This window comes from Mesorhizobium ciceri WSM4083, assembly GCF_000519305.1.
Taxonomy (GTDB): Bacteria; Pseudomonadota; Alphaproteobacteria; order Rhizobiales; family Rhizobiaceae; genus Mesorhizobium; species Mesorhizobium ciceri_B.
Genome location: NZ_JAFG01000005.1, coordinates 242,016 through 259,172 on the forward strand (window position 1 = coordinate 242,016; position 17,157 = coordinate 259,172).

Annotated in this window: 13 protein-coding genes; 11 read left to right on the forward strand and 2 right to left on the reverse strand. The window is 63.4% G+C overall.

Translation table 11 applies throughout. The features are described from left to right. The first annotated feature begins 101 nt into the window (after window positions 1-101). From MESCI2_RS0111000 to MESCI2_RS0111020, 5 genes are read left to right on the forward strand one after another with little or no spacing between them, the layout of a single operon-like run. Window positions 102-1,994 (forward strand): SurA N-terminal domain-containing protein, encoded by a 1,893-nt coding sequence (locus MESCI2_RS0111000; protein ID WP_027036642.1) that lies wholly within the window; start codon window positions 102-104, stop codon window positions 1,992-1,994. Further along, window positions 1,991-3,001 (forward strand): anthranilate phosphoribosyltransferase, encoded by a 1,011-nt coding sequence (gene trpD / locus MESCI2_RS0111005; RefSeq protein WP_027036643.1) that lies wholly within the window; start codon window positions 1,991-1,993, stop codon window positions 2,999-3,001. Before MESCI2_RS0111000 ends, trpD begins: the two co-directional genes overlap by 4 nt. 10 nt (window positions 3,002-3,011) lie before the next feature. Continuing rightward, on the forward strand, window positions 3,012-3,824 hold the full coding sequence (gene trpC, locus MESCI2_RS0111010) for an indole-3-glycerol phosphate synthase TrpC (RefSeq protein WP_027036644.1): 813 nt from the start codon (window positions 3,012-3,014) through the stop codon (window positions 3,822-3,824). Between the two features lie 2 nt (window positions 3,825-3,826). Then, window positions 3,827-4,309, forward strand: a complete 483-nt coding sequence (gene moaC / locus MESCI2_RS0111015) for a cyclic pyranopterin monophosphate synthase MoaC (RefSeq protein ID WP_027036645.1) — start codon at window positions 3,827-3,829, stop codon at window positions 4,307-4,309. Beyond that, window positions 4,309-5,514 (forward strand): molybdopterin molybdotransferase MoeA, encoded by a 1,206-nt coding sequence (locus tag MESCI2_RS0111020; protein ID WP_027036646.1) that lies wholly within the window; start codon window positions 4,309-4,311, stop codon window positions 5,512-5,514. The genes moaC and MESCI2_RS0111020 overlap by 1 nt, the downstream gene beginning before the upstream one ends. A gap of 48 nt (window positions 5,515-5,562) precedes the next feature. Here MESCI2_RS0111020 and MESCI2_RS0111025 read toward each other — a convergent pair whose 3' ends face one another. Beyond that, a complete protein-coding gene (locus tag MESCI2_RS0111025) occupies window positions 5,563-6,393 on the reverse strand; it encodes an alpha/beta hydrolase (RefSeq protein WP_027036647.1) in 831 nt (276 codons plus the stop codon). 313 nt (window positions 6,394-6,706) lie between these two features. Between MESCI2_RS0111025 and MESCI2_RS0111030 the strand changes: the two genes are divergently transcribed. From MESCI2_RS0111030 to lexA, 4 genes are all read left to right on the forward strand, one after another. Next, window positions 6,707-8,332, forward strand: coding sequence for an AMP-binding protein (locus tag MESCI2_RS0111030; protein WP_027036648.1), 1,626 nt, complete (start codon window positions 6,707-6,709; stop codon window positions 8,330-8,332). Beyond that, a complete protein-coding gene (gene kynA / locus MESCI2_RS0111035) occupies window positions 8,329-9,165 on the forward strand; it encodes a tryptophan 2,3-dioxygenase (RefSeq protein ID WP_027036649.1) in 837 nt (278 codons plus the stop codon). The genes MESCI2_RS0111030 and kynA overlap by 4 nt, the downstream gene beginning before the upstream one ends. Before the next feature lie 71 nt (window positions 9,166-9,236). Then, entirely contained in the window at window positions 9,237-10,484 is a 1,248-nt protein-coding gene (gene kynU / locus MESCI2_RS0111040) for a kynureninase (RefSeq protein ID WP_027036650.1), read from the forward strand. 408 nt (window positions 10,485-10,892) lie between these two features. Next, window positions 10,893-11,633 carry a transcriptional repressor LexA gene (lexA, locus tag MESCI2_RS0111045; RefSeq protein ID WP_027036651.1) on the forward strand — a complete coding sequence of 247 codons (741 nt, stop codon included), beginning with the start codon at window positions 10,893-10,895 and terminating at the stop codon, window positions 11,631-11,633. Here lexA and MESCI2_RS0111050 read toward each other — a convergent pair. Beyond that, window positions 11,627-14,089 carry a ComEC/Rec2 family competence protein gene (locus MESCI2_RS0111050; RefSeq protein ID WP_027036652.1) on the reverse strand — a complete coding sequence of 821 codons (2,463 nt, stop codon included), beginning with the start codon at window positions 14,087-14,089 and terminating at the stop codon, window positions 11,627-11,629. The two genes, lexA and MESCI2_RS0111050, sit on opposite strands and share 7 nt — an antisense overlap. A 102-nt stretch (window positions 14,090-14,191) precedes the next feature. On the opposite strand from MESCI2_RS0111050, the gene gltX reads away from it, so the two are divergent. After that, window positions 14,192-15,616: a glutamate--tRNA ligase gene (gene gltX / locus MESCI2_RS0111055; protein ID WP_027036653.1), complete on the forward strand. Its 1,425-nt coding sequence runs from the start codon at window positions 14,192-14,194 to the stop codon at window positions 15,614-15,616. Window positions 15,617-15,801: 185 nt separating this feature from the next. Continuing rightward, on the forward strand, window positions 15,802-17,130 hold the full coding sequence (gene gltA, locus MESCI2_RS0111060; RefSeq protein WP_027036654.1) for a citrate synthase: 1,329 nt from the start codon (window positions 15,802-15,804) through the stop codon (window positions 17,128-17,130). The last annotated feature ends 27 nt before the right edge of the window (window positions 17,131-17,157 follow it).

Here is a 17,157-nt window from a genome sequence, read left to right on the forward strand (position 1 = left end):
CAAAATCAGGCCACAAAGCAATCGACAGTGGGCCGGAAGGGCGCTATTGCGCTTGTTTCAGACTCGGCGCATGCGAAAATGCGCATAAATCGGAAGTAAAAATGCTTGGTATATTGAGAAGCGCGGCAGGCACCTGGGTCGCGAAGGGGCTGCTGGTGCTGCTGGTGCTCAGCTTTTTGGTCTGGGGCGTTTCCGGACGGCTGATGGGCGGATTGGCCGGCCATGATTCGGTCATAACGGCCGGCGGCACCAAAGTGTCGATCAACGAATACCGTCTCGCCTACGATCGCCAGCTCGCCGTCATGTCGCAGCAGTTCGGCCAACGTCTCAGCCACGAACAGGCAAAGGCGCTCGGTGTCGACAACCAGGTGCTGGCGCAGCTCGTCTCTGGTGCCGTTCTCGACGAACAGGCCCGCAAGCTGGGCCTCGGACTTTCCAAGGACCGGCTGGCCGAGCTGACACGCGAAGACCCAGCCTTCAAAGGCCCGGGCGGGCAGTTCGACCGCAGAACGTTCGAATATATGCTGCAGCAGATCGGCATGCGACCCGAGGATTATCTTAAGAACCGTGCCCAGGTGGCGGTGCGCCAGCAGATCGTCGAGGCGGTCTCGGACGGCCTCAAGGCTCCGGACACTTTCTTCAAGGCGGTTGCGCTCTATCGCGGCGAAGACCGCACCATCGACTATTTGACGCTGCCCAAGGCACTGGTCGAGCCGATCGCGGCGCCGTCCGACAGTGTGCTCTCGGCCTATTTCGAAGCCAACAAGAAGACATATGCGGCACCCGAATACCGCAAATTTTCCTATGTCCGCCTCGAACCCGTCGACATCATGGATACGACCGCCGTCACCGACAGCCAGGTTAGCGACGACTACAACAAGAACAAGGCGCGTTACACCACGCCGGAACTGCGCACCGTGGAGCAGCTCGTGTTCAAGACGCCGGATGCGGCCAAGGCCGCACTCGATTCGCTCAAGGCTGGCGCCACTTTCGACAAGCTGGTCACGGCGGAAGGCAAAACCCCGGCCGACACGTTGCTCGGCACGCTTGCCAAGGACAAGATCGCCGACAAGGCGGTCGCCGACGCGGCCTTCGCGCTCAACGCCAATGAAGTCAGCCAGGTCGTGCAAGGCGCCTTCGGTCCGGTGCTGCTGCGCGTCACCGAGATCAAGCCCGAGGTGGTGAAGCCGCTGGCCGAGGTGTCCGACCAGATCCGCAAGGATCTGGCGCTGGGCGAGGCAAGCCGCATCCTTCTGGACGTGCGCGACAATTACGATGATACCCGCGCCGCCGGCAGTTCGCTGGCCGACGCCGCGGCCAAGCTGAAGCTTAAGGTCGTCACCATCGATGCCATCGATCGCAGTGGACTGCGGCCAGATGCAAGCATCGTCAAGGACCTGCCGCAATCGCCGGAGCTGATCAAAGCCGTCTTCGACGCCGAACCCAACACGGAAAACGATGCCTTGACCACAGCCGACAACGGCTTCGTCTTCTATGAGGTGGCGTCCATCACGCCGGCTCGCGACCGCACGCTGGATGAGGTTCGTCAGAAAGTCGTGGCCGACTGGACGGCGGCGGAAACAAGCAAGCGGCTCGCCGCCAAGGCTGACGAGCTGGAAAAGCGGCTCAAGGCCGGCGCAACGCTCGATGTCATCGCCAGCGAACTGAAGCTGGAAAAGCAGACCAAGCGCGGTGTCAAGCGTGAGGCTGACGACGTCGATTTCGGCAAGGAAGGCGCCGCAGCGATGTTTGGAGTCGGCGAAGGCGGTACCGGCCTGATCCCCTCGCCCACCGGCGACGGGCAGATCCTGTACAAGGTCGCCGAAGTGTTCGAGCCCGCCGGAGCCGATGCCAGCTCAGTGCCGGATGACGCACAGAAATCCTTCACCTCCGGCATGTCGGACGACCTGCTCGACCAATTGGTGGCGCAGTTGCAGACGCAGTACGACGTTCGCATCGACCAGGCCGCCGTCGCCCAAGCCTCGACAAGATGAGCGCGCTGAAAACCCATATCGCCAAGATCGCGACCGGTAGCGCGCTTTCCTTCGAGGAAGCGCGCGAGGCCTTCGACATCATCATGTCGGGTGATGCGACCCCCGGCCAGATCGGCGGCTTCCTGATGGCGCTGCGGGTGCGCGGCGAGACGGTGAGCGAGATTTCCGGCGCCGTCGCCACCATGCGCGCCAAGATGCTGCACGTCGACGCGCCCACTGATGCCATCGACATCGTCGGCACCGGCGGCGACAATTCCCACAGCGTCAACATTTCGACGGCGTCGGCCTTCGTCGTTGCCGGCAGCGGTGTGCCGGTTGCCAAGCACGGCAATCGCGGCCTGTCGTCGCTGACGGGGGCAGCCGACGTGCTGGTTGCGCTCGGCGTCAAGATCGACATCTCGCCCGAATTCATCGGCCGCTGCATCCACGAGGCTGGCGTTGGCTTCATGTTCGCGCCCGCGCACCATCCGGCGATGAAGCATGTCGGCCCGACCCGCGTCGAACTCGGCACCCGCACCATCTTCAACCTGCTCGGGCCGCTCTCCAACCCGGCGGGCGTCAAGCGGCAGCTGGTCGGTGTGTTCCTGCCGGAATGGATCCTGCCGGTTGCCGAGACGCTGAAGGCGCTGGGTGCCGAGCATGCCTGGGTTGCCCATGGCGACGGCTATGACGAGATCACCACCACCGGCGAGACGCAGGTTGCCGAACTGATCGGCGGCGAGATCCGCAGCTTCACCCTGACGCCTGAAGCGGTTGGGTTGCCGCGCCACAGCAAGGACGAATTGCGCGGCGGCGATGCGGACTACAACGCCAAGGCCTTGCGCGATATGCTGGGCGGCGGCGCCGGCGCCTATCGCGACACCGTGCTGATGAACGCCGGTGCCGGACTGGTTGTGGCCGGCAAGGCGACAACGCTTGGCGACGGCATCGCGCTCGCCGCGCAAGCCATCGACAGCGGCCGGGCCCTGCAAGTGCTCGACAGGCTGGTCGAGATTTCGAACGGATAACGGATAGAGCGTGTCTGACATTCTTCGCAAGATCGAGGCCTACAAGCGCGACGAGATCGCGGCGGCAAAGGCACGCGTGCCGTTGGCCGAGATCAAGGCCCGGGCAAAAGATGCCGACGCACCGCGCGGCTTTCTTGCCGCACTGGAAGCGAAGCAGAGATCGGGCAGCTTCGCTCTGATCGCCGAGATCAAGAAGGCAAGCCCCTCCAAGGGCCTGATCCGTGCCGATTTCGATCCGCCGGCGTTGGCGCAGGCCTATGCCAAGGGTGGTGCTGCCTGTCTTTCGGTGCTGACCGACGCGCCATCCTTCCAGGGCGCGCCGGAATTTCTCACCGAAGCGCGGGCAGCCGTCGCCCTGCCGGCGCTGCGCAAGGATTTCCTGTTCGATCCGTATCAGGTCTACGAAGCCCGCGCCTGGGGCGCTGATGCGATCCTGATCATCATGGCGAGCGTCGATGACGCCCTGGCCAGCGAGCTTGAGGCAACGGCATTCGAACTCGGCATGGATGCGCTGATCGAGGTGCATGACGAGGCCGAGACACTGCGCGCGGTAAAGCTGTCGTCGCAGCTGATCGGCATCAACAACCGCAATTTGAGAACATTCGAAACCAGCCTTAAAACGTCGGAGCGGCTGGCGCCCATGGTGCCGGGCGGCCGCCTGCTGGTCAGCGAGAGCGGTATTTTCACCCATGATGATTGCCTCAGGATGCAGAAGACCGGCATCGACACCTTCCTCGTCGGCGAGAGCCTGATGCGACAACAGGACGTCACAGCGGCGACGCGCCTGCTTTTGACGGGCAAGGTATCGGCCGAGGCCGTCTGACGATGACATCAGCCCTCACCCATCTCGGCGCCCAGGGCGAAGCCAACATGGTCGATGTCGGAGACAAGGCGGAGACGACGCGCACGGCGATCGCCGAAGGCTTTGTCGCGATGCGGCCCGAGACGCTGAAAATGATCCTCGCCGGCAACGCCAAGAAGGGCGATGTGCTCGGTACCGCGCGCATCGCCGGCATCATGGCGGCGAAGAAGACGCATGAGCTGATCCCGCTCTGCCATCCGCTGCTGCTGACCAAGGTTTCCGTCGACATCGAGCCGGACCATGCTTTGCCCGGCCTGAAGGTCACCGCGCTGGCGCGCGTCACCGGCAAGACGGGCGTCGAGATGGAAGCGCTGACCGCCGCTTCGGTAGCCTGCCTGACCATCTACGACATGGCCAAAGCAGTCGACCGCGCCATGGTCATCACCGGCATCCGCCTGGTCGAAAAGACGGGTGGCAAGTCGGGTGACTACAAGGCGAGCGCCTGATGGCGCTGGTTCCTATCGCGGACGCGCTTGAACGCCTGCTCGATGGTGCGGCACCTCTAGCCGCCGAAAGCGTTCCTCTGTTCGAGGCGGTGGATCGTGTTCTGGCGGAACCGGTCGTGGCACTCCGCACCCAACCGCCTTTCGATGCTTCCGCCATGGACGGCTATGCGGCGCGCGCCGCCGACGTGGCGTCGGTCCCATCCAGGCTATCGGTGATCGGCATGGCGCCGGCTGGACGTGGCTTCGACGGCACGGTCGGCGAGCGACAAGCGGTGCGTATCTTCACCGGCGCGCCGCTGCCCGAAGGCGCCGACACCATCGTCATCCAGGAGAATGTCCGCGACCTCGGCGGCGGCGAAATCGAAGTGACCGAGCCGACGGCGCAATGGCGCAATATCCGCCGCATCGGGCTCGATTTTTCAACAGGCGACATGCTGCTGGAAAAAGGCCGCTTGCTCGACCCGGCGGCACTATCGCTGGCAGCATCGGCCAACCATCCCCGGGTCAACGTGGTGAAACGGCCGCTGGTCGCCATTATCGCCACCGGCGACGAATTGCTGCCGCCGGGCAGTGATCTCGGCCCGGACCAGATCATCTCGTCCAATGCCTATGGCGTCGCTGCCACCGCACACTCGGTCGGCGCCCGCGCGCTCGATCTCGGCATTGCCGCCGATCGCAAGGAGGCCATCGCCGAACTGGTACAAAAAGCGGTCGCGGCCGGTGCGGATGTCATCGTGACGCTTGGTGGCGCCTCGGTCGGCGATCACGACCTGATCCACGACGTGCTGACCGGCGAAGGCATGACGCTCGGCTTCTGGAAGATCGCTATGCGGCCCGGCAAGCCGCTGATGTTCGGCCGCCTCGGCGACATCAGGTGCATCGGCCTGCCCGGCAACCCGGTGGCAAGCCTGGTCTGCTCGCAATTGTTCCTGAAGCCGCTGCTGGCGCGGCTCGGCGGCCGCAATCATCGCCAGGACGTTCGCCAAGCGCGATTGGGCGCCGCAATGCCGGCCAATGATTTGCGCCAGGACTACGTCCGAGCCGTGGTCAGGGAAGATGACGGCGTGCTGGTGGCGACGCCGTTCGGTATCCAGGATTCCTCGATGCTGAGAATGCTGGCCGACGCCAACGGGCTGATCGTGCGGGCGCCGTTTGCCCCTGCAGCAGCCGCGGGCGAGGCTTGCAGCGTTTTGATGCTGCGCTGAGGAACCCCGAACAAGCCATTCATAACAGACGAGAAAATGATCCCGGCTCTAGTTCGAGATCAGGCTCTGCGTCAGCGGATGCGCCGAATCGGCAAGGCCGTCGACAATGCTGTAATGATGCCGGTCGGGCTCGACCACGACGCTGGTGGTGGCGCCGAGGCCGGTCCAAATGTTGGCAAGCAACGCATTCTGACGCAGGAACTCGGCGCGCTCGCCACCGCCGACCCAGCAAGTGATGCGGGCGCCATCCATCGGCCGCAGCAGCGCCGGGCTTTCAGTCAGCGCCTCGTGCTCGTCGATGGCCAGCGCCGCGTTCATGCCGGTGCGCATGAGCGGACGCAGGTCATGCAGGCCTGAAATCGAAACGACGTGCCGTATGCGCCGCGCCACATCGGCAGCCAGCGGCGTGCTTGTCGTCACCATCCGGGTGGCGAGATGGCCGCCGGCCGAATGTCCGGTCAGCATCAGCGGCCCCCCGACCATTGCCGCTGCCTCGCCGATTGCCGCCCCAATCTCGCTGACGATGCCGGCGATGCGTATGTTCGGGCACAGCGTGTAGGAGGGCATCGCCACGGCGAAGCCACTGCCGACCGCGCCATTGGCGAGGTGCGACCACAAGCTCTTGTCGGTCTCCAGCCAGTAACCGCCATGGATAATCACCACCAACCCTTTGGGCGCGGCCCTGGGAAGGAAAAGATCGAGCCGATTGCGCGGCCCTTCGCCATAGGCGATGTCGAGCCGTGCCCGGCCCTCTGCCGAGAGCGCATCACGGAATGCTTGCGCCGGCTCCGCCCATGCGGCCGGCCAGCGGTCGCTGCCGGCGATGTTGGCACCGTTGGCATAGGCATCATCCCAATCGACGATGTGACGTTCGAACATCTGCGCCCTTCCCCAAGACGGCATCGCTTCTCCGCTAGCAATGGCCACCGCTATGCCGTGCGTCAATGCTCGATGGCAAAAACATTTTAGGCTTGAAACAAATTTCGACTGGTGCGATCCTGCCCTGACGAACAGCCGACAATGGGAGGTCTGCTGTGCTGCCCAAACCTGCAATGTGTACCCTTTCTGGGGGCATCCCCGAAGCAGGTGCGACGGCGACACCAAGCCTCCTCAAAAACAGGACTTTTAGATCCACCAAATCCAGCCAAGGCGCGTCGCGCACTGGCCAGGCAGCAGACGGGAGAGCGGCGACATGCTTGGGCCTTCAGCGCATATCGACACGTTCACGCGCGATCACCTGCCGCCGCCTGAGCAATGGCCCGATATCCTGCTCGACGGATTCGACTATCCCGAACGCCTCAACGCCGGGGTCGAACTGACCGACAGGCTGGTCGAGAAAGGCCTCGGCGACAACACCGCGCTGATCGGCAATGGCCGCCGCCGCACCTACAAGGAACTGTCCGACTGGACGAACAGGCTGGCCCACGCGCTGGTCGAGAATTATGGCGTCGAGCCGGGCAACCGGGTGCTGATCCGCTCGGCCAACAACCCCGCCATGGTCGCTTGCTGGCTGGCTGCCACCAAGGTTGGCGCCGTGGTCGTCAACACCATGCCGATGCTGCGCGCCGGCGAACTCGCCAAGATCGTCGACAAGGCGGAGATCACCGTCGCGCTGTGCGACACCAGGCTGATGGACGAGATGACCGCCTGCGCCAAGGACAGCGTATTCCTCAAACAGGTCATAGGCTTCGACGGCACCGCCAACCATGATGCTGAACTCGATCGTGCCGCTCTCGACAAGTCCGTGACATTCACTGCCGTCAACACCGGCCGCGACGATGTCGCGCTGCTCGGCTTCACCTCGGGCACGACAGGCGTGCCGAAGGCGACGATGCATTTCCACCGCGACCTGCTGATCATCGCCGACGCCTATGCCCGCGAAATCCTGGAGGTGACGCCTGACGACATCTTCGTCGGCTCGCCGCCGCTGGCCTTCACCTTCGGTCTTGGCGGACTGGCCATTTTCCCGCTGCGTTTCGGTGCGGCGGCAACGCTGCTGGAGCAGGCGACGCCGCCCAACATGATCCACATCATCGAAACCTACAAAGCGACGATCTCCTTCACCGCGCCGACAGCCTACCGCGCCATGCTGAAGGCCATGGATGAAGGTGCCGACCTGTCGTCGCTGCGCGTCGCCGTTTCGGCCGGCGAAACCTTGCCCGCTCCGGTTTTCGAAGAGTGGACGCAAAAGACCGGCAAGCCGATCCTCGACGGCATCGGCGCCACCGAAATGCTGCACATCTTCATCTCCAACCGCTTTGACGATATGAAGCCTGCGTCGACCGGCAAGCCGGTGGGCGGCTACGAGGCGCGCATTGTCGATGACGAGATGCGCGAAGTGCCGCGCGGCGCGACCGGCAGGCTGGCGGTGCGTGGACCGACCGGCTGCCGCTACATGGCCGATGACAGGCAGAAGGAATACGTGCGCGACGGCTGGAATCTCACCGGCGATACCTTCACGCAGGACGAGGACGGCTTCTTCCATTTCGCCGCACGCTCCGACGACATGATCGTCAGCGCCGGCTACAACATCGCCGGTCCCGAGGTCGAGGCGGCGCTGCTGGCGCACCCGGACGTTGCCGAATGCGCTGTCATTGGCGCCGAGGATGCCGAGCGCGGCCAGATCGTCGAGGCGCATGTCGTGCTGGTGCAGGGCGTCGCGCCCGACGCCCTCACCACCAAGCGCCTGCAGGACCATGTCAAGGCGACGATCGCCCCTTACAAATATCCACGGTCGGTAAAATTTATCGCCGCCCTGCCCAAGACTCAGACCGGCAAGATCCAGCGCTTCCGGCTGCGCACGGAGAAAATCAATTGAGCGAACCGTACGATCCGGCGTCCGAAGGCGCCCAGATGTCGTTCAAGGAGCGCATGTCCTACAGCGACTACCTGCACCTGGAGAAGGTGCTGGAGGCCCAGACGCCGCTGTCTTCTGCGCATGACGAGATGCTGTTCATCATCCAGCATCAGACCTCTGAACTCTGGATGAAGCTCGCTCTGCACGAGATTGGTGCCGCGATCCGCTCCATCCGCGCCGATCGCCTCGAGCCGAGCTTCAAGATGCTGTCGCGCGTTGCGCGCATCTTCGAGCAGCTGAACAATGCCTGGGATGTGCTGCGGACGATGACGCCCAGCGAATACACCGAGTTCCGCGACGCGCTCGGCCAGTCCTCGGGTTTCCAGTCCTGGCAGTATCGCGCCATCGAGTTCATGGCCGGCAACCGCAACCTCGCGATGCTCGGGCCGCACAAGCACCGGCCCGATCTCAGCGGAAAGCTGGAGGCGATCCTGGCCGAGCCATCGCTCTACGACGAAGCGCTGCTGCTTTTGGCGCGCAACGGATTCGACATCGGTGCCGACGCCAGACGCACGGACTGGCGTGAGACGCGAACCGAAAATGAAGAGGTGCTGGTCGCCTGGCAGACCATCTACCGTGATCCGCAGCGCTACTGGATGTTCTACGAACTGGCCGAGAAGCTGGTCGACTTCGAGGACTATTTCCGCCGCTGGCGCTTCAACCACGTCACCACGGTGGAGCGCATCATCGGCCTGAAACGCGGCACCGGCGGCACGTCGGGTGCTTCGTATCTGAAGAAGATGCTCGAGGTCGTGCTGTTCCCGGAACTGTGGACGGTCCGCACCCGGCTCTGACATCGTCGAAATGAAAACAGGGACGCGCTGCGGCGGAACACCCTTCGCGAACAACCGGGGACTGACTGACCATGAGTGGAATTCCTGATCTCGCCGCAGTCGAAGCGATGGATGCCACGGATCCGCTGCGGGCCATGCGCGACCGTTTCATTCTGCCGGAGGGGGTGATCTATCTCGACGGCAATTCACTGGGGGCAGCGTCTCATGCCGTTTGCGGCGAGCTGCAGCAGGCGGCAACCCAGGAATGGGCCCAGGATCTCATCCGAGCCTGGAATACGGCCGGATGGTTCGAGATGCCGATCGAACTCGGTGATCAACTCGGACGCCTGATTGGAGCCGCGGCCGGCCAGACCGTCGTCTGCGACACGACGTCGACCAACATCTACAAGGTGCTGCATGCGGCGCTGGAGATGCGGCCCGGCCGGTCGGTCATTGTCGCCGAAGGTGACAGTTTCCCCACCGACCTGTACATCGCCGAAGGCGTGGCCTCGACCCGGGACGGCGTCCTGCTGCGCCTCGCGGGTGTCGACGCGCCGACCATCGAAGAGCTGATCGACGAAAACGTCGCGGTGGTGCTGGTCAACCACGTCAATTACAAATCGGGTGAACTGCGCGACATGGCGGCGCTGACGCGCAAGGCTCATGCGGCCGGAGCGCTGATCGTCTGGGATCTTTGCCACACCGCCGGCGCCCTGCCCGTCGAGCTCGACCAGGCAGATGCCGATTTCGCCATTGGCTGCACCTACAAGTACCTCAACGGCGGTCCGGGCGCGCCGGCCTTCATCTATGCCGCCCAGCGCCACCACGGCGATATCAGCCAGCCGCTTAGCGGCTGGNGGGGTCATGCTCGGCCCTTTGCCTTCGAACGGGGTTATGTTGCCGGCACCGGCATCCGCCGTTTTCTGTGCGGCACGCAACCGGTCCTGTCGATGCGGGCGCTCAAAGGCGCGCTTGCCATCTGGAGCGACGTCGACATGGCGGCATTGCGGAAGAAGAGCGTCGCACTGACAGAACTGTTCATCCAGCTCGTCGAAGCCAGGTGCGGCGCCTACGGTCTCACGCTGGAGACCACCCGCGACGCGACCATGCGCGGCAGCCAGGTGTCGTTCCTTCACGATCACGGCTATCAAATCATGCGGGCGCTGATCGAGCGCGGCGTCATCGGTGATTTTCGCGCGCCATCGACCATCCGTTTCGGCTTCACGCCGCTCTATGTCGGCTACAAGGATGTTTGGCTGGCGGTTGAGGTGCTGGAAGACATTCTGCGCACGGGTGCATGGAAGGACCAGCGTTTCGCCGTCAAGGAAGCCGTTACCTGACGCCACGATCCCCGCGATTTGCCGTCGCCGCCCTTACTGCCCGGCAGACGACCGAGGGCTGAATTTCCAGCCACAAATGCCAACAGACGTTGGCGTTTTGGCTCCGTTTCGTTCACGGCAAACGAACGTCCCGAAGATTGATATCGCCCCTTGTGGAGGTCGATCGGCAGATAATGCCAAGCCTTGGCAGAGGATGAGCCACAGGTCATTAACCATAATAATTTCAATGTAGCAGGCGCATCGCCGTGCCAACGCCTGTCGATCGCGACCCGCTGGCAGGCGCCAAATAATTTCAGCAGCCTTAACAAATTCATTAAACTTTAAACGGTTGCAGAACACAACTGGAACAGATAGTGTTTGTTCTGGGTTTGTTTTTCGATTCTGGTTTCAGGTAATCTGGGGGCCGCCATGCTGACACGCAAGCAACATGAACTGCTGATGTTCATCCATGAACGCCTGAAGGAGAGCGGCATTCCGCCATCCTTCGACGAGATGAAGGAGGCGCTCGACCTTGCCTCCAAATCCGGGATCCATCGGCTGATCACGGCGCTGGAGGAACGCGGCTTCATTCGCCGGCTGCCCAACCGGGCACGCGCGCTGGAAGTGCTGAGGCTGCCGGACTCGATCGCGCCAGGCCTCAACGCGGCAAAGAAGTTTTCGCCAAGCGTCATCCAGGGCAGTCTCGGTCAGGGTGGTGCCCTTGGCCGGCAGATCAAGCCGGCGCCTTCGCGGATGCCTTCGCCCGGCAATGACGACGATGCGGTCTCCGCCGTGTCGATCCCTGTGATGGGCCGCATCGCCGCCGGTGTGCCGATCGATGCCATCCAGCATCAGACACATTCGATCTCCGTGCCGCCGGACATGATCATGGGCGGCGCGCACTATGCGCTGGAGGTCAAGGGCGACTCGATGATCGACGCCGGCATCTTCGACGGCGACACCGTCATCATCCGCAACGCCGACACCGCCCAGCCTGGCGAGATCATCGTGGCGCTGGTGGATGAAGAGGAAGCGACGCTGAAGCGGTTCCGCCGCAAGGGCGCATCGATTGCTCTCGAAGCCGCCAATCCAGCCTATGAAACCCGTATTTTCGGGCCGGACAGGGTCAAGGTGCAAGGCAAGCTCGTTGGCCTGATCCGCCGCTACTGAGGCGGCTGCGTTTCAGCCACTGGCTTCTCGGGTCTCTTGAAGGGTGGCAGCCCCCTCGCCTCGCGCGAGAATTTGCGTTGCGCATGCCAGGGCCGATATGGGCTATCCACGGCGAAGCTGATCGTCGCCGGCGTGGTCGCCGATTGGCGATCGAAGAAGACCGCGGCACTGCCTTTGCGAGCCAGTTGCCGCTTGGTGATGACGAGAACCAGGGGGTTGTGACAGGCGTCATAGGCCGTCGCGTCATTGATGACGATCAGCTCGGCGAAACCGCAGGCCTTCCATGTGTCCTTGCGATCCTCGACGTAAGCAATGATCGCACCGGACGTGTGCCTGGCCACGCAAACGCCTGAGGAGCAATAGAACGGCGATCCCGGCGGTAGCTCAACGGCATCCGCGACGTCGAATTGCCCATCGCTGTTGTCGAACACCTCCGGAACGACGATGGTTTCGGATGTCAGCGCGCGCTTCCAGTTGTCGACGGTGAATTCGTTCGGCCGTGCGCGGCTGACGGCGAGTTCGCCACCGCCGATCGGCAAGGCGACCAGTCGGGCGTCCTCCGAGATCAGCACATCCGGCGTGCGCGTATCCGAGACCGTCAGCAGGCCGGCAATCGCGAATGGAAGAGCCGCAAGCCGCAGCCATGTCGTCGCCATCGTCGCGATGACCAAGGCAATCGCCACCAGCAGGACAGACTGTTGGGAGATCAGCCCCACTCCATCGACAGGCGAACGCTCGGAGATCCACCCCGATATGGCGATCATCGCCGTCAGCCCCTTACCCATCAGGTAGAGAGCCGGCCAATCCAATCCGAAAGGCATCAGCAGCGCGCTGGCGACGGCCAGGAACATGACGACGGTGACGATCGGCATTACCGCGAGATTGGCAAACAGGCTGAGCGGCGAGACACGCTGAAAATGCCAGATCGCAAACAATGCGGTCGCGCTGCCAGCGATGATCGAGGTCATGGCAAGGCCGGTTGCCGCCAGCAGGAATTTTCGCGTCAGGAAACCGGGCATGGATCGCTTTGGCGGCGGCGGTCTTGCTTTTCCCGCGCGGTGATCGGCCCAGCCGGCATAGGCGCCGACCAGAGCCGCGGTCGCTGCGAACGACATCTGAAAACTCGGGCCGACCACCTCGTGCGGCGACACCACGATGACGGCAATCGCCGAGATCGCCAGATTGCGCATGGTGAGTGCTGCTCGATCGAACAGCACGGCAATCAGCATCACCGCCAGCATGATGAAGCTGCGCTCGGCGGCAACGACGACTCCAGAGATGATGAGATAGGCCGCGATCGAGAACAGTGCGGCGGCAGCGGCATACTTCTTGACCGGGCGACGCGCGGAAAAGTCGGGAAACAAGGCGAAGGCGCCGCGCAGCAATCCCATGATGGTGCCCGCGACCAACGCCATGTGCAGTCCCGAAATGGAGATGATGTGGTAGATGCCGGTCCGTCGCATCGCCTCGTTGATCTCATCGGGAATGCCGGCGCGCACGCCGACGATGAGCGCCGCGGCGATCTCGCCTTCGGCGCCGCCGACGCTGGCCCTGATATGGTCGGCGATACCTTCACGTGCTTTTTCCACGCTGGAGGAAATTCGGGCCGACAGCGGCATGTCGCCATCGTCGCTAACGACAAGCTTTGGATTGCCGAGAAAGAATCCGCTGCCGCCGATGCCGGCAAAATAGCTGTCGAAGGAGAAATCATAGCTGTCCGGCCGCACCGGCCCGGTCGGCGGCAAAAGCTTGGCATATCCGGTGATGAGGGAGCCGGCGGTCACGTCAGCCGGGATCTTGCGTGCCGAAAGCCGCACACGTTCCGGCGCATAGCGCAGTTTCGGCCGGGCGGTCGAGGTCACGTCGATGGTCAGCCGGATACGACCGCTCTCCATACGGTCGAGTGAAACGACGCGGCCGGTCACCTGCGTCGAGATTTCCGAACCCAGCATCTGCGTTCCCGCCCGCCATGTCTCGACCTTTGCGGCGAGCAGGCCGAGCGCGCACAAAAGTGCGGCCATGGCGCACAGATGGGTCCTTGGCCATGAACGCGAGACCAGCGCACAGATCCCCGTCAGAATGACAACCGCGACAGGTCTCGCAAAGTCAGGCTCCGCCGCCAGCGAAAAATAGCCGATCGCTCCGATCGCCAGGCAGACCGGCACCAGCAGGAAGGCTACGCCCCGGTCGAGTTCCAGGCTCGCCGCCATGTTCACACTGTGGCGCAGGCGAGGCAGTGATGTCAGGCCGATCTGCCGGCGCACGCGCACGATCCTGCCGGTTTCGGCAACAGGAACAGAGGCGGCGACATCCGCTTGCAAGGGCGCCTTGCCGGGATCCGGCACGAGGGGCGACGGCGACGGCAACGAGGCCGGCAGAGGCGCAAACAGGGACCGTTCGCTGACGCCAATGGCAGCGTCCTCGCCCTGATCCGAGCCCCAGCCTCGTCCAGCCATCGGGTCTGCCCCTTGCGCCCTCGACACCCTATGCTACATGAACGCGCAAAGCGCGAAAGTCCGCGCGACCGCACCCCGCTTCAGATGGTTTCCGAGAGTTCCATGTCCGACAAGGTCGTCACCCGTTTTGCCCCTTCGCCCACCGGCTATTTGCACATAGGCGGCGCGCGCACGGCGCTGTTCAACTGGCTGTATGCAAAGCACACCGGCGGCACGATGCTGCTGCGCATCGAGGACACTGATCGCGAACGCTCCAATGAAGCCGCGACGGCTGCCATCCTCGACGGGCTTTCCTGGCTTGGCCTGAGCTGGGACGGCGAGCCGGTGTCACAGTTCGAGCGTGCGCCGCGCCACCGCGAGGTGGCCGAGGAACTCGTACGCATGGGCAAGGCCTATTATTGCTACGCCACGCCAGCCGAATTGGAGGCAATGCGCGAGGCCGCCAGAGCCAAGGGGCTGCCGCCCCGCTATGACGGCCGCTGGCGCGACCGCGACCCCTCTGAGGCGCCCGCAGGCGTTAAGGGCGCCATCCGCATCAAGGCGCCGACCGAAGGCGAGACCATCGTCCATGACCGTGTCCAGGGCGACGTGCGCTTTCCCAACAAGGATCTCGACGACTTCATCATCCTGCGTTCGGACGGCAACCCGACCTACATGCATGCCGTCGTCGTCGATGATCATGACATGGCCGTCACCCACATCATTCGCGGCGATGATCATCTGACCAATGCCGCCCGCCAGACCGTCATCTACAACGCCATGGGCTGGGACGTGCCGTCCATGTCGCATATCCCGCTGATCCACGGCGCCGATGGCGCCAAGCTGTCGAAGCGGCACGGCGCACTTGGCGTCGAGGCCTATCGCGCCATGGGCTACCTGCCGGAGGCGCTGCTCAACTACCTGGCGCGCCTCGGCTGGAGCCATGGCGACGACGAGATCATGTCGATCAAGGATATGATCTCGTGGTTCGATATCGGCGACGTCAACAAGGGCGCGGCGCGCTTCGACTTCGCCAAGCTGGAAGCGATCAACGGCGCGCATATGCGCCGCATGAGCGATGCCGAGCTGTTCGACATCTTCATCGCCACCCTGCCCTATCTCGAAGGTGGCCCGGCGATCGCCGCCCGCCTGAACGACAGCACCAAGGCGCAGTTGCTGGCAGCGCTTCCGGGCCTGAAGGAGCGCGCCAAGACGCTGGTCGAGCTCGTCGATGGCGCGGCCTTCCTGTTCGCCACGCGACCGCTGCCGATCGACGACAAGGCGGCCCTTCTGCTCACCGACGATGCCCGCAAGATCCTGCGCAGTGCTCACGAAGCTTTGAACGGGCTTGCGGGTGACTGGACAGCCGCCTCGGCGGAGGCGGCGATCCGCGAGGTGGCGGCGGCCGGCGGCCACAAGCTCGGCGCGGTGGCCCAGCCTTTGCGCGCCGCTTTGACCGGCAAAAGCACCTCGCCGGGCGTATTCGATGTGCTCGCCGTGCTCGGCCGCGAGGAAAGCCTGGCACGCATCTCAGATCAAATCGATTAGGAGCAAACTGGCCCAAGAAGATTGGCATTGAAAGGCGGGTTTCGCAGTGCAACATTAGGCCTTGGCCCAATCTGGCACGCACCTCCTGAAATGCGGTGGCGAATACGCGCATTGCGGTGATTTTCGACGTGTCGCTCTGCAGAATTTTGCCTTTGCCGGCATGAGGAAACAAGAAGGAGTTTGCAATGACCGAAGCTGCGAAAAAAATGGATTTGGGCGGCAAGACCCAGGAGGCCACGGCAACGCTTGCATTCGCCGGCAAGACCCATGAATTCAAGGTGCGAAGCGGTTCGGTCGGGCCTGATGTCATCGACATCGCCTCGCTCTACTCCACCACCGGCGCTTTCACCTACGATCCCGGCTTCACCTCGACGGCAAGCTGCGAGTCCGAAATCACCTTCATCGACGGCGACGCCGGCATCCTCCTCCACCGCGGCTATCCGATCGACCAGTTGGCCGAACATGGCGACTTCCTCGAGGTCTGCTATCTCCTGCTCTACGGTGAATTGCCGACCAAGGCGCAGAAGGACGATTTCGACTATCGCGTGACGCGCCACACCATGGTGCATGAGCAGATGTCGCGCTTTTTCACCGGCTTCCGCCGCGACGCGCATCCGATGGCGGTGATGTGCGGCGTGGTCGGCGCGCTGTCGGCCTTCTATCACGACTCCACCGACATCTCCGACCCCTACCAGCGCATGGTTGCCTCCATGCGGCTGATCGCCAAGATGCCGACGATCGCGGCGATGGCCTACAAGTACCACATCGGCCAGCCGTTCATTTACCCGAAGAACGAACTGAACTTCGCCGCCAACTTCCTGCACATGTGCTTTGCCGTGCCGTGCGAGGAATACAAGATCAACCCGGTCCTGGCGCGCGCCATGGAGCGCATCTTCATTTTGCACGCCGACCACGAGCAGAATGCCTCGACCTCGACCGTTCGCCTCGCCGGCTCCTCGGGCGCCAACCCGTTTGCGTGCATCGCCGCCGGCATAGCCTGCCTGTGGGGACCCGCGCATGGCGGCGCCAATGAAGCGGCGCTCAACATGCTTGGCGAGATCGGCCATGTCGATCACATCCCCGAATTCATCGCCCGCGCCAAGGACAAGGACGACCCGTTCCGCTTGATGGGCTTCGGCCACCGCGTCTACAAGAACTACGATCCGCGCGCCAAGATCATGCAGAAGACGGCACATGAGGTTCTGGGCGAGCTCGGCATCAAGGACGACCCGCTGCTCGACATCGCCATGGAGCTGGAAAAGATCGCGCTGACCGATTCCTATTTCATCGAGAAGAAGCTCTACCCGAATGTCGACTTCTATTCCGGCATTACGCTGAAGGCGCTGGGCTTCCCCACCACCATGTTCACCGTGCTGTTCGCGGTCGCCCGCACCGTCGGCTGGATCGCGCAGTGGAAAGAAATGATCGAGGATCCGCGCCAGAAGATCGGCCGCCCGCGCCAGCTCTATACCGGTGCGCCCGAGCGTGATTACGTGCCGATCGCCAAGCGGTGATCGAGGCTGTCTGGACTGAAAAAAGGC

Coding starts and splice junctions, on each gene's coding strand:
- MESCI2_RS0111000 (WP_027036642.1), top strand. CDS start 102: ATGCTTGGTATATTGAGAAGCGCGGCAGGCACCTGGGTCGCGAAGGGG.
- trpD (WP_027036643.1), top strand. CDS start 1,991: ATGAGCGCGCTGAAAACCCATATCGCCAAGATCGCGACCGGTAGCGCG.
- moaC (WP_027036645.1), top strand. CDS start 3,827: ATGACATCAGCCCTCACCCATCTCGGCGCCCAGGGCGAAGCCAACATG.
- MESCI2_RS0111020 (WP_027036646.1), top strand. CDS start 4,309: ATGGCGCTGGTTCCTATCGCGGACGCGCTTGAACGCCTGCTCGATGGT.
- MESCI2_RS0111025 (WP_027036647.1), bottom strand. CDS start 6,393: ATGTTCGAACGTCACATCGTCGATTGGGATGATGCCTATGCCAACGGT.
- MESCI2_RS0111030 (WP_027036648.1), top strand. CDS start 6,707: ATGCTTGGGCCTTCAGCGCATATCGACACGTTCACGCGCGATCACCTG.
- lexA (WP_027036651.1), top strand. CDS start 10,893: ATGCTGACACGCAAGCAACATGAACTGCTGATGTTCATCCATGAACGC.
- MESCI2_RS0111050 (WP_027036652.1), bottom strand. CDS start 14,089: ATGGCTGGACGAGGCTGGGGCTCGGATCAGGGCGAGGACGCTGCCATT.
- gltX (WP_027036653.1), top strand. CDS start 14,192: ATGTCCGACAAGGTCGTCACCCGTTTTGCCCCTTCGCCCACCGGCTAT.
- gltA (WP_027036654.1), top strand. CDS start 15,802: ATGACCGAAGCTGCGAAAAAAATGGATTTGGGCGGCAAGACCCAGGAG.